The sequence below is a fragment of the Streptomyces sp. DvalAA-43 genome, assembly GCF_900091725.1.
GTDB classification, from domain to species: Bacteria; Actinomycetota; Actinomycetes; order Streptomycetales; family Streptomycetaceae; genus Streptomyces; species Streptomyces pulveraceus.
In genome coordinates this window covers 87,304-102,271 of sequence record NZ_FMBW01000012.1, presented here as the reverse complement: position 1 = coordinate 102,271, position 14,968 = coordinate 87,304, and the positions used below count along the sequence as shown (strand labels likewise).

General features: G+C 72.6%; 11 protein-coding genes. 4 read left to right on the top strand and 7 right to left on the bottom strand.

The features are described 5' to 3' along the window. Nucleotides 1-34: 34 nt before the first annotated feature. The gene (locus GA0115234_RS02535; protein ID WP_093539167.1) at nucleotides 35-2,668 is read right to left on the bottom strand and encodes an ATP-binding protein; all 2,634 of its coding nucleotides are present in this window, start codon (nucleotides 2,666-2,668) and stop codon (nucleotides 35-37) included. 108 nt (nucleotides 2,669-2,776) lie between these two features. On the opposite strand from GA0115234_RS02535, the gene GA0115234_RS02530 reads away from it, so the two are divergent. Both GA0115234_RS02530 and GA0115234_RS02525 read left to right on the top strand, forming a co-directional pair. Further along, a complete protein-coding gene (locus GA0115234_RS02530) occupies nucleotides 2,777-3,280 on the top strand; it encodes a DUF309 domain-containing protein (RefSeq protein WP_093539166.1) in 504 nt (167 codons plus the stop codon). Between the two features lie 121 nt (nucleotides 3,281-3,401). After that, entirely contained in the window at nucleotides 3,402-3,770 is a 369-nt protein-coding gene (locus GA0115234_RS02525) for a hypothetical protein (protein WP_093539165.1), read from the top strand. 7 nt (nucleotides 3,771-3,777) lie between these two features. On the opposite strand, the gene GA0115234_RS02520 is transcribed toward GA0115234_RS02525, so the two are convergent. From GA0115234_RS02520 to GA0115234_RS02510, 3 genes are read right to left on the bottom strand one after another with little or no spacing between them, the layout of a single operon-like run. Then, complete coding sequence (locus GA0115234_RS02520) at nucleotides 3,778-5,013, bottom strand: FAD-dependent oxidoreductase (protein ID WP_093539164.1); 1,236 nt, start codon at nucleotides 5,011-5,013, stop codon at nucleotides 3,778-3,780. Then, a complete protein-coding gene (locus tag GA0115234_RS02515; protein WP_093539264.1) occupies nucleotides 5,010-6,434 on the bottom strand; it encodes an NAD(P)/FAD-dependent oxidoreductase in 1,425 nt (474 codons plus the stop codon). The genes GA0115234_RS02520 and GA0115234_RS02515 overlap by 4 nt, the downstream gene beginning before the upstream one ends. 19 nt (nucleotides 6,435-6,453) lie before the next feature. Then, nucleotides 6,454-7,887, bottom strand: a complete 1,434-nt coding sequence (locus GA0115234_RS02510) for an FGGY family carbohydrate kinase (protein ID WP_093539163.1) — start codon at nucleotides 7,885-7,887, stop codon at nucleotides 6,454-6,456. 443 nt (nucleotides 7,888-8,330) lie between these two features. Here GA0115234_RS02510 and GA0115234_RS02505 point away from each other — a divergent pair, with 443 nt between their 5' ends. Further along, nucleotides 8,331-9,338: a hypothetical protein gene (locus GA0115234_RS02505; protein WP_093539162.1), complete on the top strand. Its 1,008-nt coding sequence runs from the start codon at nucleotides 8,331-8,333 to the stop codon at nucleotides 9,336-9,338. Between the two features lie 100 nt (nucleotides 9,339-9,438). Then, the gene (locus GA0115234_RS02500) at nucleotides 9,439-10,968 is read left to right on the top strand and encodes an amino acid permease (protein WP_161275546.1); all 1,530 of its coding nucleotides are present in this window, start codon (nucleotides 9,439-9,441) and stop codon (nucleotides 10,966-10,968) included. A gap of 83 nt (nucleotides 10,969-11,051) precedes the next feature. Here GA0115234_RS02500 and GA0115234_RS02495 read toward each other — a convergent pair whose 3' ends face one another. Genes GA0115234_RS02495 through GA0115234_RS02485 form a run of 3 tightly spaced genes read right to left on the bottom strand, consistent with a single transcriptional unit; the run spans nucleotide 11,052 to nucleotide 14,844 of the window. Continuing rightward, the gene (locus GA0115234_RS02495) at nucleotides 11,052-12,350 is read right to left on the bottom strand and encodes an MFS transporter (protein WP_256088565.1); all 1,299 of its coding nucleotides are present in this window, start codon (nucleotides 12,348-12,350) and stop codon (nucleotides 11,052-11,054) included. Then, nucleotides 12,323-12,925 (bottom strand): DUF5825 family protein, encoded by a 603-nt coding sequence (locus GA0115234_RS02490; RefSeq protein ID WP_093539159.1) that lies wholly within the window; start codon nucleotides 12,923-12,925, stop codon nucleotides 12,323-12,325. Before GA0115234_RS02490 ends, GA0115234_RS02495 begins: the two co-directional genes overlap by 28 nt. Next, nucleotides 12,922-14,844 (bottom strand): RiPP maturation radical SAM C-methyltransferase, encoded by a 1,923-nt coding sequence (locus GA0115234_RS02485; RefSeq protein ID WP_093539158.1) that lies wholly within the window; start codon nucleotides 14,842-14,844, stop codon nucleotides 12,922-12,924. Before GA0115234_RS02485 ends, GA0115234_RS02490 begins: the two co-directional genes overlap by 4 nt. Between the last annotated feature and the right edge of the window lie 124 nt (nucleotides 14,845-14,968).

The window sequence follows — 14,968 nt, the reverse complement described above, 5'->3', positions numbered from 1 at the left end:
TCTTGCCGGGTGGCCTCGCAGGACAAACATTACCTCACTCCGAGGCCCGGATCGACGCCCGTGCCTGGTGGGCGCGGTTCGCCAGGGATTCCGCGCCGCACGCGGTGGCCAGTTTGTGGGCTCGGGCGAGTTCGCGCGGCGAGCGGATCGCGATGCCGTAGTCGACGAGGGCCAGCGCGTGTTCGTACGCGGACGGGGACGCCTCCAGGTGGCGGACCGACTCGGCCAGCAGGTGGGTGGCGTCCTCGGGACCGGCGAAGAGGGAGACACAGCGCAGGGCCTCACCGATCGCGGTGTCCGTGCCGAAGCGTTCGGCGTGCGTCCGCGCCGTGGTGGCGAGTTGGGCGGCGCGGGCCGGGTCCTCCTCGGCCAGGGCGCGGGCGAGGTCGCCGGCCCAGGGAGCCCACACCCCGTTGAACCTGCCGCGCGGTTCGAGTGCCTGACCGGCCGCTTCGAGTTCGGCGATCGCTTCCTTCGTACGGCCTTCGGCCAGCAGCAGCCGACCGCGTACGCACGGGCCGTCGGGCAGCACCATCGCGCTCGGATAGGGCGCGCCGAAGGCGTAGCGGTCGGCGATCTCGCGGGCCTCGGTGACCCGGCCGCGGGCGACCAGGGTGTCGATGAGCAGGCAGGCCGCGTCCCAGTGGACCGGGAGTCCGCTGCCGACACGGTCGGCGAGGCGCAGCCCTTCGCGCAGGAAGCCCTCGGCCTCGGCCAGTCTGCCGCGACGGCGGTGCACCAGCCCCAGCAGGGTGTGCGCGAACGCGAGGTGCGCGCCGCTCCAGCCGGAGATCTCGAAGGCGCGGACGGCCTCGCCGAAGAGTTGCTCGGCCCGGTCGAGCTGGTCGGTGAAGGCGTAGGTGATGCCGACGAGGGTCGGCAGCTCGAAGCCCCACTCCGTGTCGGTCCAGCCGAGTCCGCGGGCGGGGTGGCCGTCGACCAGGGCGCGTTCGCAGAGGTCGACGATGAGCTGGGAGTTCTCGCCGCGCAGCATGGCGTCGAAGGCGCGGAGTGTGAGCAGGGCCCGTTCGGCGTTGTCGCGGCCGTGCAGATGGTCGGCGTTCCGGGCGAGCCGGCCGGAGCGGCCCGGACCGTCCTCCTCGCTGGCCTGCATGCCCTCCCAGAGGAAGTGGGCGGCCTGGAGTCGCATCAGGCCGGGGCCGGGTGCGGTGCGCGCCGCCTCCGCGGCGAGGGAGCCGGCCGCTTCCTTGAGCTGGTTGTTGTGCGAATGCGCGGCCGCGAGCCGGTAGGTGGCGTCGACCCGCTGGTCGTCGTCGAGTCCGGGCATGTCGAGGGCGGCGCGCAGGTGCTGGACGGTGGTGGCCGGGGAACTGAGCAGTGTGGCGCAGCCCAGTTCGTACAGCAGGGTGGCCTTCACGCGCTGGCGCGGTGGTTCCTGGAGGGCGCGTTCGAGACAGCGGCGGGCGGCTTCCGGGGCGCCGACGGCGAGGTGCTGCTTGGCCGCTTCGCGGAGTTGTTCGACCAGTTCCTGGTCGTCGTCCGGGTGGACTTCGAGCAGGTGCCGGGAGGCCGCGGCGGGGCCGAGCCCGGCCCGGGTGATCGCCCAGGCGGCCCGGCCGTGCATCGCGGTGCGGGTGGCCGGTGGGATGGACCGGTAGACCGCGCTCGCGATGAGCGGGTGGACGAACTCCAGTGGGTCGAAGCCGGTGACGATACGGGCCTCGCGCAGTCGTGCGGTGCAGTCGGCGGCTTCGGCCGGGCTCATTCCGGCCAGGGTGGCGGCGAGATCCTGGGAGATGTCCGTGCCGAGGACGGCTGCGGCCCAGGCGAACCGGTTGGCGTTGGTGCCGAGCCGCTCGAGCCGGGCGACGAGTCCGCTGCCGCGTGCCGATGCGCCGAGTTCGCGCAGCAGCCCGGCCGACTCCTCCAGCGGCGCCAGTTCGCGGTCCTGCACCTTGGCGACGAGCTCGACCGCCTCGTAGGGGTTGCCGCCGGTGACGGCCCACACCTCACGGCAGAACGGGTCGTCGGCGTGCTCACCGAGGGCCGCGCGGACCAGCTCGGCGGTGGCGTCCGGGGTGAGCGCGCGCAGCGCGACCCGGACCTGGGACGGGTGGGCGCTGCCCGGCCCGCTCTCCTTCTGGCGCGCGGCCAGCTCCTCCGGCCGGTGGGCCTGGACGACCAGGACGGGGAGTTCGCCGAGGCGGGCGGTGAACGAGGCCAGCCAGGCGAGGGATTCACCGTCCGCCCAGTGCGCGTCGTCGATGATGAGCAGGAGCGGGTGGTGGCTCAGGCGGGACGCGAGCCTGGCGACGACGAAGTCGAGGCCGTCGCGCACACCTTGCGGATCCGGCTGCGGTCCGGTCGGTTCGGCCAGTCCGAGGGCCGGTGCGGCGATCTCGTACCAGGATCCGAACAGGGCCCGCACCTCGTCGGGCGGGAACCGGTCGAGCGCGGGCTGCAGCAGTTGGCGTACGACGTGGAACGGCACGGACGTGACCGTTTCGCCGCCTCGCGCGGACCAGACCGTGCAGCGGTCGGCGGCGATCTTCTGGATCTCGCCGAGCAGTGCTGTCTTGCCGATGCCTGCCTCGCCGCTGAAGATCAGCAGCCCGCCGACGGCCTGGGCGCCGCAAAGGGCGTCCACGGCCTGTGCGGCGGTGGCGAGTTCCGGTTCGCGCTCGTACAGCGGCCGGGACGGCTTCATGCCTACCCTCCCCAGGGTGGTGCGGATGACTTTCGACACTAGTCGTGTTCAGGGGTCCACGGACAGTGGTTCGTACACTTCGCCGCAGGTGCGGGGCACAATCGTGGAGTGGACGAGACGCGCAGGGACCGCGACACCGAGGGCAGGGCACGCAACGCACGCCCGCGTGACGGGCTGGGGCGCCCGCTCCCGTACGGGGTGCCGGGGGTCGAACGGCAGCCGGAGGGGGTGGTCCGCACCCCCGAGGAGACCGTGCGGGAGGCCCAGCGGCTGCTGGACGCGGGGATGCCGTTCCATGCGCACGAGGTGTTCGAGGACGCGTGGAAGTCGGGCCCGGTGGCGGAGCGGGAGCTGTGGCGCGGGCTCGCGCAGCTGGCCGTGGGGCTGACCCACGCGGCCCGGGGCAACGCGACGGGTGGTGCCCGGCTGTTGCGGCGCGGCGCGGCGGCGCTCGCGGAATTCGCCGCGGTCCGGCCGTACGGGATCGGTGTCGACGGGCTGATCGGCTGGGCCGAGGAGCTGGCGGGGCGGGTGGTGGTGGGGGCGGCCTCGGGCGCCGGGCCGGTCGACGCGGCCGCCGAGGCCCCGTGTCTGCGGCCCCCGGTCCGGTAGTCCGGGGCGTGCCGCAGAGGGGGCGGAATGCGGCCGGGTACGCGTCGGACCCGCGTCACATTCGCCGCTGGTCGCCCGGAGCGGCGAACAGGGCCGCCCGCAGCCATTACCATCGCGCGTCATGAGCACTTCTGACCAGGACCAGGCCGCCGACACCCCGATACCCGCCCCCGGCGACGAACCCGAGGCCGTCGAGGAGACGGACCCCGAGGCGGCCGACGAGACCGGGGACCGGAAGCTCACACCACGCCAGGCGAGACGCCTGCGCATGGCCCTGTCGTCGGTCGGCATGGCCGCGATGGCGGTGGTCCTCGCGCTGCGGATCGCCAGCCGGTCGTCCGTGCTGGTGGTCGGGGTGTACGGACTCGCGTTGATCCTGTGCGGGATCGTCATCGAGCTCAGCCGCAACGGCCGCACCAGGCTGGGAAGTTGGCTGCTGGCCCTCGGCCTGGTGGCGGCGATCGGATCGGACTGGCTGCTGATTCCCTGACCCGGGGTCAGCACACGGAGATCCGTACGGGCCCGCCGTACGGATCGACCCGGTCGAGCCAGCCGGCGCGCAGTCGGAACGGGCGGTCCGGCACGACCGGCAGCAGCAGCCGCTGCCGGTGGAGCTCCCGGCCGTCCTGGCGGACGACGAGCAGCGGCGAGGCGAGCCTGCGGGTGGTGCGCAGGGTGAAGCGGCCGTCGAGCGGGAGTTCGCCGTCGGGGCCGACGAGATTCGGCGCGATCCATCGCAGCGGGGGGTCGACGGCGACGGACGGCCGTCCGGTGGGCCACTCGCCCGTGGCCAGATGACGCAGCACGGGGGCGGCGACGGCCCGGCCCTCGGCGAGGGCGAAGCCCGCGCTCTCCACGCCGTGCAGCAGATTGCCGACGGCGAAGACCCCGGCCCCGCTCGTGCGGTGGGCGGCGTCGTGGGCGGGGCCGCGGGTGCCGGGGTCGAGGGCGACCCCGGCGCGCCGCGCCAGCTCGTGTTCGGGGATCCAGTCACCGGTGAAGACGACGGTGTCGCAGCGCAGGGTCGCGGTGCGGCCGTCGTGGTGGCGCACCGAGACACCGGTGAGCCGTTCCCGGCCGGTCAGCGCGGTGACGGTGGTGCGGCCGAGGACCGGGGCGCGGTCGCCGCCGCGGGTCAGGACGGCGAGCCGGGCGGGTGCCCGGTCGGTGACCATGGCGACGACCTCCAGGCCGGCGACGCGCAGGGTGTCGGCCGCGGCGTGGCTGATGGGTTCGTCGCCGATGACGACCGCGCGGCTGCCGATCCGCTGCCGGTACAGATGGACGGCCTGCTGGAGTTCGCCGGTGGTGTAGACGCCGGGCGGGCGGCTGCCGGGAACGAGGCGGGCGCTGCGGGAGCGTTCGCGGGCGCCGGTGGCGAGGACGACCGCGCGGGCGGTGATCCGCTCCAGGCCGGTGGGTGCGGTGGTGTCCACGGTCAGCGGTCCGGCCCAGCCGGTGACGGTGACGCCGGTGCGCAGGGTGGCCCCGGCGCGCAGGGCGGCTGCCACGCACCCGCGGGCGTACGCCGGTCCGGTCGTCCCCGCGCCGCCGATGGTCCGGCCGCCGAATCCGCCGTGGTGGCAGTGGCGGGGGATGCCGCCCGCGGTCTGTTCGCGTTCCAGGATCTCGACCCGGCCGGCGCCGGACGCGGCGAGTTCGGCCCCGGCGCCGAGGCCGGCCGGGCCGCCCCCGACGATCAGTACGTCGACGGTCCGCTCGCGCCGGGTCATGACCGGGCCTCCTCGAACAGTGCGCGGACCGCGGCCCCGCAGTAGAACCCCTGGCACCGGCCGTTCCCGGCTCGCGTCCGGCGCCGCAGGCCGTCCGGGGAGTGCGGGGGCACCGGGCCGGCCAGGGCGTCCCTGATCTCGCCCGCGGAGACCCGTTCGCAGTGGCAGACCAGCGTGCCGTACGCCGGGTCCGCGGCGATGAGTCCGGCGTCCTGGTACGGGCGCGGGAATGCCTCGCCGAGGTTGGGCAGGGTGACGGGCGGCAGTTCGGACGGTGTGCCGAGAGCGAGTCCCGACTCGCCGAGCAGCTCCGTGACATGGGTGGCGATGGCCATGGAGGCGGTGAGTCCGGTGGAGCGGATGCCGCCGACGGTGATGGTGCGCCGGTCCGGCCGGGAGCGGATGCGGTAGTCCTCCTGGCCGGTCGCCGCGCGCAGTCCGGCGTAGACGGCGGTGACTTCCTCGTCGAGCAGCTCCGGCAGGATGCGGCGCCCCTTCTCCCGCAGCAGGGCGATGGCGTCGGCGGTCGATCCGGTGGCGGTCTTGTCGTCGAGGTCCTCGGCGGTGGGCCCGAGCAGCACATTGCCGAAGACGGTCGGTGCGACCAGCACGCCCTTGCCCGCGGCGGTGGGGACCGGGAGCAGGATGTGGTTCACCAGGTCGCGGGCGAGCTTGTCGAAGACGATGAGCTGGCCCCTGCGCGGAGTGACGGTGAAGTCGTCGTGGCCGAGTTCCCGGTCGATCTCGTCGGCGTACAGTCCGGCGGCGTTGATGAGATGGCGGGTGTGCAGCGTCCCCCGGGTGGTGGTGAGGGTGTGGACGTCGTCGCCGCTGTCGATGTGCCGCACCCGGCAGTTGAGGTGCAGGTGGACTCCGGCGCGCACGGCCTGGGTGGCGTAGGCGAGCGGGGTCGTCCAGGGACAGATGATGCTCTCGTCCGGGATTTCGAGTGCGCCGAGGGCGCCGGGGCCCAGACGGGGTTCACGGGCGCGCAGTTCATCGGCGTCCAGCAGACGGGCCGCGTGGTATTCGTTCCGCTCGGCCTTGGCCGACAGGGCGGGAAGTGCGGCCAGTTGCTCCTCGTCCCAGGCGACGAGCAGGGCTCCGACGCGTTCGACGGGGATGCCGGTCTCGGCCGCGTAGGCGCGCAGTTCGCGCTGCCCCTCGCGGACGAGCCGGGCCTCCAGGGAGCCGGGCACGGCGTCGAAACCGGTGTGCAGGATGGCGGTGTTGGCCTTCGACGTTCCGTTGCCGATGTCGTCGGAGGCGTCGAGGAGTGCGGTGCGCAGCCGGTAACGGGCCAGTTCGCGGGCGATGGCGGTGCCGACGACGCCCGCGCCGACGACGGTCACGTCATAGGCGGGGGCGCCGGGCGGCTCGTCGGCCGTCAGCGCTCCGGAGGTGGTGATCGTGGGGTTCATCGCGCGGCTCTCGTACGTCTCAGGCATGGTCCAGCAGGGCCTGCACGGCGCTCCGGAACCCGGCGAGCCGTTCGGCCGCCTCGTCGGCGCCGATCCGCGGTTCGTACACGGCGGCGGGTTTCCAGTCGGGTACGGCCTGGCGTACAGGGAGCCGCGGGTCGAGGCCGAGCCGGGCGACCGCTCCGACGCCGAGTGCGGTGACATCGGGCAGGGCGGACACCTCTACGGGCCGTTGCAGCAGGTCGGCCTGGGTCTGCATGAGCAGTGCGGAGCGGGTCAGGCCGCCGTCGACGCGGAGCGAGGTGAGCGGTGAGCCGAGGTCGGTCGCGGCCGCCTCGGTGAGTTCGACGACCTGGGCCGCGATGCCTTCGCACAGGGCGCGCACCAGATGGCCGGCGGTGGTGCCGAGGCCGAGGCCAGTCACCGATCCGCGCAGGTCACCGCGCCACCAGGGGGCGGCGAGCCCGGCGAGCGCCGGTACGAAGGTGACGCCGCCGGAGTCGGGGACGGCCCCGCCGACGGGGTCGAGGTCGGCCGCGCCGGAGATCACCCCGAGGGCGGCGAGCCAGTCGACGGCGGACGCGGCGGTGTAGACCTGCCCGTCGAGGCAGTAGTCGGTACGGCCGCCGAGCCGCCAGGCGACACAGCTGACCAGGCCGGTGGAGCCGCGGCGCGGGGCGGGCCCGGTCTGGGCGAGCAGGAAGGCACCCGTCCCGTAGGTGCATTTGGCATTGCCCGGGTCCAGGGCGTTCTGGGCGAGCAGGGCGGCCTGCTGGTCGACGAGCAGGCCGGTCAGCGGGAGTTCACCGCCGAAGGCGGTGGTCGTGCCGACCGTGCTGTCGCAGTCGACGACCTCCGGCAGCCGTTCGTCGCCGAGGCCGAAGACCTCCAGGGCGCGGGAGGACCAGGCGGCCCGGTCGAGGTCGAGCAGCTGGGTGCGTCCGGCCGTGGTCGCGTCCGTGACGAACGCACCGGTCAGCTGGTGGACGAGCCAGGCGTCGGTGGTGGTGACGACACCTTCGCGGGTCAGCTCCCGGCGGATCCAGGCCATCTTCGGCGCGGCGAAGTACGGATCGAGGGGGAGCCCGGTGAGGTGCGTCAACTCGTCGCCATACGGGGCGAGTTCGGCGCAGATCGAGGAGGCGCGGCGGTCCTGCCAGACGATCGCGTCGGTGAGCGGCCGCCCGGTGTCCGGGTCCCAGGCGAGCACCGTCTCGCCCTGGTTGGCGAGACCGATCGCGGAGACCGGTTCGGCGGCCTCCCGCAGCGCCCGGCGCCCGGCTTCGACGACCGAGCCGAGCAGCTCGGCGGGGTCCGCCTCGACCACTCCCCCGGCGTCATGACGGTTCTTCACCGGAACGGAAGCGGAACCGATCACGCCGCGCTCAGGACAGATCACCAGAGCCTTCGTTCCCGACGTGCCCTGGTCCACGGCGAGTACCGGGCCTGTCATCGACTCTCCAGCTGTGCGGAAGCTCTGCGGCTTGAACGGAATCGTGATCACTGAACTCGCCGCCCAGAGTGGTGCAGACCACCGCGTACGTCAAGGGCCGTCCGAATTCCCGACCGGAGCAACCGGTACATCTTTCAACGTCTTGGTGAATCAACCGACTTGAGTAAGATCCGCGAATCGGCCCGGAGTTCGGTGTGACTGGCCTTACACTCACCGCCGAGCAACAACCGGACGCTTTCGAGCAGTTCGTTTCCCGACAACTGCTTCACCCCCCACATCCTTGAGGATTGATGAGACCGACACCCTGTCCCAAGCCCCGATTCACCGGTTCCCGGGCCTTCCGCAGCTGCACGGGTTCCATGCCACCGCCGGGTTGCGTGACGTGCTGAGAAGATCTACCGACCGTCGCATGCCGGCCTGTCGTACGGGGGCAGGGCGAGTCCATGGCCAACAGTGATTTCCGGCCGGTCTACCACCCGGCCGGCCATGACAACGACCTGCGCGTCGCGTTACAGGATCTGCGCACCGGGCGCTGGATGTCCATGCGGAGCCTCCTGGAGAGCACGCCGGACTGGACCCTGTGGACCCAGCGCACCCAGGTGCTCGGAGCGGTCGCCGCCGGTTCGGACGCGGTACAGGCCTGGCTGGCCGAGGACCCCCGGAGCGTCGCCGCCACGGTGATGCAGGCACGGGTCGTCGTCGAGCGGGCCGTACGCGCCCACCGCGAGGGCCACCACCGGGCACGGGAGTTGTGGCAGGAGGCCTGGCAGGCCTGCCGGACCGCCGCGAACGCCTCGCCCGCGGATCCGGTGCCCTGGGTGTGCCTGCTGGCCCTGTCCCAGCTGGACGAGCGGCAGCAGCTGGAGGAACACCGGCTGCATCCGCCGGGGCCGATGCTCTTCCCCGGCCCGTGGGGGCTGCTGGCGGAGGCTGACAAGCGCGATCCGTGCAACCGCGAGGCCTACCACCGGATGCTCCAGTTCGTCTACGCGCGCAAGGCCGGCGGGTCCCTCTCCGAGGCGGTCAACTTCGTCCAGTGGGCGGCCTCTTCGGCACCCGACGGCTCCGCGCTGCACGCGCTTCCCCTGTATGTGCGGGTCGAGCGCTACCGCCGCGAGCAGGGCCACGAGAAGGCCCTGGACCTGCACTGGGTCACCGAGGACGCGGAACGGGACGCGGCCCGTGCGCTGGAGCTCTGGTTCCGTCGCACGACCCCGATCTCCCACTCCCTGCTCGACCTCAACCACCTGGCGCACGCCCTGTGGGGGGCCCTCCAGTTCGCCGAGGCCGCCCTGGTGTTCGAGGAACTCGGCCCCTATTTCACCTCGGTTCCCTGGGTGTACCGCACGCGTGGCCGCAAGGGCCCGGGAGACGCCGAGGATGTCTTCCTGCGCGCCCGCAGCCGCTGCCTCGCGTCACCCCGCACCCCCGGACGGGGGCCGCACCACTGAGCGCATGCGCCCTCGCGGTGCTCCCTCCCCGTCCCGAACCGATCCTTTCCGTCCCTTTTCCCGTCCCGTTTTTCCCATCCCGCTCATGGAGGTTTTCCCGATGTCCATATCCACCCCGACCCAGTCGGGTGCGGAGGCAATGCCGCCGAAGGACGAGGAGGAGCGGCTGCGCGAACTCGGCTACCAGCCGGTGCTCGCCCGCCGCATGGGAGGCTTCGGCAACTTCGCCATCAGCTTCTCCGTCATCTCGATCCTCTCCGGCTGCATGACGCTGTACGGCTTCGGCATGTCGACCGGTGGTCCGGCCGTGATGCTCTGGGGCTGGGCCGGGGTGGGACTCTTCGTGCTCTGCGTCGGCATGGCGCTCGCCGAGGTCACCAGCGCCTACCCGACCTCGGGGGCGTTGTACTACATGGCCGACCGGCTCGGCGGCCGCAAGTGGGGCTGGTACACCGGCTGGCTGAATCTGCTGGGTCTGCTGGGCGCGATCGCGGGCATCGACTATGGTGCGGCGCTGTTCACCGGTGCGCTGATGAACCTGCAGTGGGGATTCACCCCCACTCCGGGCAAGACAATGATCATCTTTGTCTGCATCCTGCTGTTGCACGCCGTGCTGAACCTCTTCGGCGTCCGCCTGGTCAGTGTGCTCAACTCCATCAGTGTGTGGTGGCATCTCGCGGGTGTCGCGGTGATCGTCACCGTGCTCGCGATCGTGCCCTCGCACCACCAGTCGCCGTCGTTCGTCTTCACCGAGTTCGTCAATGACACGGGCTGGCACAACCCCCTGTACGTGGCGGCGATCGGCCTGCTGCTCGCCCAGTACACCTTCTGCGGCTACGACGCCTCGGCCCACCTGTCGGAGGAGACGTCGAACGCCTCGGTGACGGCGGCCAAGGGCATCGTCCGCGCGATCTGGGTCTCCTGGATCGCCGGTTTCGTGCTGCTCGCCGGGCTGACCTTCGCCATCCAGGACTACGCGGGCACCCAGAAAAGCGCCACCGGCGTGCCGCCCGCCCAGATCCTGATCGACGCGCTCGGCACCTCCGGGGCCACCGCCATGCTGCTGATCGTGATCGCGGCGCAGCTGTTCTGCGGCAACGCCGAGGTCGCCGCGGCGAGCCGGATGGTCTTCGCGTTCAGCCGTGACAACGCCCTGCCGGGCTCGGCGCTGTGGCACAAGGTGAGCGCGCGCACGCAGACGCCCGTCAACGCGGTGTGGCTGTCGGTCGTCGTCGCCGGGGTGCTCGCGCTGCCGTCGCTGTACTCCGCCACGGCGTACGGTGCGGTGACCGCGATCAATGTCATCGGCATCACGCCCGCCTACGCGATCCCGATCTTCCTGAAGCTGCGCTCCGGCAGCCGGTTCGAGCGCGGTCCGTGGCACCTGGGCCGCTGGAGCAAGCCGATCGGCTGGATCGCCGTCGTCTGGGTCGCCATCGTGACCGTGCTGTTCCTGCTCCCGCAGTCCTCACCGGTGACGGTCGACTCGATGAACTACGCGTCGATCGCACTGATCGCGGTGCTGGTCCTGGCCACCGTGTGGTGGTTCGTGGCCCGCGGTTCGTACAGCACGCCGTCGGCGTACGGGAACGCCCGCGAGCAGGCGGAGATCGAGGAAGGCATCGTCTGAGCCGGTTCCCGCTTTCGGCCCTCCCGGAACAGCCCCGACCGCAGGGGCGCCCCCGGGAGGGCCGCGTGCATGACGGGCCCCGCCTACGGCAGCCAGAGGCAGACGGCGGCCAGGAGCGCCACCGTCGCCGCGCCCGTGAGGACCGGGACGTTGCCCAGCCAGGCGGCGAGCGCCCCGCCGCCGAGAGCACCGACCGGCACCGTGCCGATGAGTGCGGCCTGCAGGACCCCGGCGACCCGGCCCTGGAGCTCGGGCGGTGTGATCAGTTGCTGGGTGGTGGTCATGGAGATGGCCCAGACCGTGGCCGCGAGGCCGAAGAGGAACTGGTACGCGAGCAGCGCCGGGAAGCCGGGGACCAGTGAGGCGCCCGGGATCAGGAAGATCGCGAGGGCGGCCACCACGGCGCAGATCCGGGTGGCCCTGGCCAGCCCGATGGTGGCGGCGAACCGGCCCGCCAGCAGCACTCCGAGGACGGTGGCGACGCTGTACGCGGCGTAGACCGCGCCCAACTGCCAGGCCGGCAGCCCGAGATCACGGGTGGCATAGAGCACGAAGAGTGCGTCGGCGGCTCCGCCGCCGAGATTGAATCCGGCCCCCGCGAGCACCTGCCGTCGCAGCAGCCGTTGGCCGCGCACGACGTCGAGTCCCGCGCGCAGTGCGTCCGTCCGGGATTCCGGCGCGCGACTCCTCTGCTGAGCCGGGGTGTTGAGCGTGGTGGGGAGCGCGAACAGCAGCAGTGCCTCGATGCCGTACGCCACGCAGGCGGCGAGCAGTGCGGTCGGGGCGCCGGTCAGTCCCACCAGCACGCCGCCGAGCGCGGGGCCGCCGATCTGTCCGGTGGTCCGGGCGCCGGTCAGCGCCGAGTTGGCGGACAGCAGCTGCCCGGAGTGCACGACCCGGGGCAGGGCCGCCTGCAGGGCGACCGCGAGCATGGAGGTCAGCGCGCCGGACACGGTGGCCACCAGGTAGAGCTGGGGCAGCCCGAGCCCGTCCAGCGCGGCCGCCAGCGGCACGGAGCCGACGACGAGCATCTGCAGGACGGTGAGGAGCACGGTCAGGTCCCGCAGCCGCGCCCGGTCGACCAGCACACCGGCGAACGGGCTGAGCAGTGCGCCCGGGAGGTAACTGAGCGCCATCAGCGCGGAGGCGCCGAACGGTCCCGCGTCCAGCCGGGTCACGGCGAGCAGCGCGAGGGCCAGGGTGGTGACCTGACGCCCGACGGAGCTGGCGATCTGTTCCCCGCACAGCAGCGCGAACGGCCGGTGGCGCAGCAGCAGGCGCCCGGGGCGGTCGGTGCCGGCGGGGCGGGTGCGGGCGGTGGGCGGCGGTGGTTCGGGCAGCTGCTCCATCCGGCTCAGATGTCGGTGCAGGGGACGGGCCACCGGCGGATGCGCGGTGGCAGGGCCACCACCCAGCCGCCGGTCACCCACGCGAGACGTTCGGCCGCCAGCAGGCCCACAGCCTCCCGGCCGAGGGCGCTCAGTCCGGCCACGGCGGTGGGGACCTGGACGGTGCGGAACGTGGCGAGCAGATCGGGGTCGTCGATCGTGAAGCGGGCCGCGGCCGACGGCTCCCTGCGGTCCATGACGGTGACGAAGTCCGGTCCGCGCCGATGGTGGAGCTGTCCGTAGGCGTGGCGGTCCCGCCAGACGGCGAGTTCCGGCGGTTCGCCGGGCAGCGGGCCGGGGGCGGGCAGGTGGCGCAGCAGTCCGGCGATCGCGGACACCTCGTGCGCGGGCCCGGTGAACAGGGGGTCGTCAGTCGCCGGAATCCAGCGCACGACGAGATCGTGGCTCTGGCACTCGCGCAGGAACTGGACCGCCGCCGCCGCTCGTCGGCCGCCCGCGCCCAGCCGCAGGGGTTGGTCCACCGTCACCAGCCGTCCCCGGATCCGGTGCACCTGCCCGGTCGGCAGGGCTGGCGCGGTTCGGCCCGGGGGTGCGGGCAGGGGGCTCATACGGCGGCCTTCTCTCCGTTGTCCGGCACCGACGGTCCGTCGGCCGCCCCATCCGGTCCCCGGGTGCGCTCGACCGACCGGACCGGCACGTGCCAGGTGGGCAGCGACACGTACGACCGCCCGTCGTCGAAGAGGAGCCCCAGGGCTACCGCGTCGCCGAGCCAGGCGTCGAGTTCCCCGGCGGACGGCGGGTTCCCGTCGGCCGAGAGCAGCCGGAGCAGGGCCGGTCGGGTGCGGCCCGCCTCCAGATGGCGCAGGGCGGCGGCCCGCCAGCCGGTCAGCCGGTGGGTGCGGTGCGACCAGCCGTGCCGTCGGTCGTGGACGAGGAGCACCTCTTCGCCGTCCGCCCCGTCGGGCTGTTCCAGGACCAGGGTCGATGCGGGGTGGCCGGTGTACCAGTCGCGGGCCGCCGCTTTCAGCCGCGCCTCGGTGTCGCCGCCGATCCCGGCGGGCGGGGTGTCGAAGAGATAGACCAGGTCGGCCAGTTGTTCCTCGGGCAGGTCGTAGACATGCCGGTACATCTCGGCGGGCCGCCGCCGGTGGAATCCCAGGGCGGGGTCGGCGAAGTGGGGGCTGAACCGCTCCAGTTGGATGCGGTGGGCGCCGCCGGGTGGCTGGAGGTGGACGAGCGCCGGCATCTGGTCGATGACGGAGGCGTAGTCCTCGGCGGTCTCCCCCGGGAAGCCGTAGAGGTAGTTCCAGGAGCAGGTGAGCGCGTGGTTCTCGCACTCGCGGAGCGTTCGGATGTTGCGGGCCGCGCCGACGCCCTTGTCCATCAGGTCCAGGGTCCTGTTGGCGAGGCTCTCGATACCGGGCTGGATGTGGACCGCTCCGGCGCGGGCGAGCAGTGCCAGCTGTTCCGGGGTGAGGTTGGACTTGACCTCGTAGTGCATGCGCAGGTCCCAGTCGCTGTCGGCGGCGAGCGGGAGGAAGTCCTTGAAGTACGCCATGTCGATGATGTTGTCGACGGTGACGACGTCCAGGATGCGGTGGCGCCGGACCAGGCGGTCGACCTCGTCCCAGAGCCGGGTTCCGGGCTTGGCCCGGAAGGTCATCGCCGATCCGTTGAGTCCGCAGAAGGTGCAGTGGTGCTTCTCGCCCCACCAGCAGCCGCGGGCCCCTTCCACCACCAGTTTCGGGTGGACGTACTCCACGAGCGGGGAGGCGTCGATGGCCGCCTGCCAGAGGTCGTAGTCGGGAGAGGGGATGTCGCCGGGCGCGACGGTGCGCCGGGGCTCCTCGTTGGCACGCGACTCGGGCCCGTCCCACCAGCAGAGTCCGGGCACGTCGGCCGGTGCGGTGCCCGCGTCGATGTGGGCGAGCAGGGCGGGCAGGGCGTACTCCCCCTCGCCGCGCACCACATGGTCGACGAAGCGGTGATTGCGGTGCAGGGCGTGGCCCATCGGGCCGTCGCAGTTGCTGCCGCCGAACACCACGGTCAGTCCGGGACGGCGCCGTTTGAGCTCCGCCGCGAGCGCCAGCGAGGAGACGTTCTGCATGAACGTGGAGGTGAATCCCACGACATCGGGTGCGTCGTCGAGTATCGCGCCGGCGCTCTCGTCGATGAACTCCTCCGCGTGGACCCGCATCGCGGTCGCGGTGGATATGTCGGTGCCGCGCCGGGTGGCGTACTCCTTGAGCCGCGCCACGCCCCACTCGGGATCGTTGTACAGGACGCCGGAGAACACCCAGTCCCCGAGGCCGTCGAAGATCGATTCGCTGCCGACCGCGACATGGTCGCCGGGGCGCAGCGCCCCTCGCGAGCGGTCCAGCAGGAACTCCGCCCAGCGCAGGGAGCCGTGGAACTCGCGCACCTCGTCGTCCGGCCGGGTGCGGTCCAGCAGCGAGTGCAGCAGCCCCACCTGGAGCGAGGGGAGCTCGATCGGCTGCCACGGCATGGTCACCAGATGTATGCGCACTGCGTCTCCCACGGCACGGGGGCGGACGCCCGGTCCCGCCCGGCGTCCGCCCTCTTCGTCACGGTCCGGCCCCGGCGCGTCGACCCGATGGGGTCGCGGACGTCCTGGACCGGCTGCACCGGAA